The following is a 255-nucleotide window of genomic DNA, read 5'->3' as shown; positions in this document are numbered from 1 at the left end:
GCGAGGTCCTTCTCGATAATGCTGCGGCATTGGTAACACGGCACGACGCGGTGACCCGCGAGGTCGTGTTCAACGATCGGCTGCATGCCTTCTCCCGCTATTGGGACTTCCGTCCTCGCGCATGTGCGCCATACCGGGCTCGTACCAAAGGCAAGGACGAGCGAGGCGTCGGGTATGTGAAGCACAACGCACTTGCCGGACACAGCTTTGACAGCATGGAAGGCCTTCACCTGCACCTTGCGTGGTGGATGCGCA

The 255-nt window shown here is 60.8% G+C and carries 1 pseudogene; it reads left to right on the top strand.

From position 1 onward, the window contains the following. Positions 1 to 255: pseudogene (locus IB272_RS34670) on the top strand (IS21 family transposase); the annotation flags it as partial.

It is taken from the genome of Ensifer sp. ENS08 (assembly GCF_014852195.1).
GTDB classification, from domain to species: Bacteria; Pseudomonadota; Alphaproteobacteria; order Rhizobiales; family Rhizobiaceae; genus Ensifer; species Ensifer adhaerens.
The sequence above is the reverse complement of the archived record's forward strand: the minus strand, read 5'-3'. Positions and strand labels throughout refer to the sequence as shown.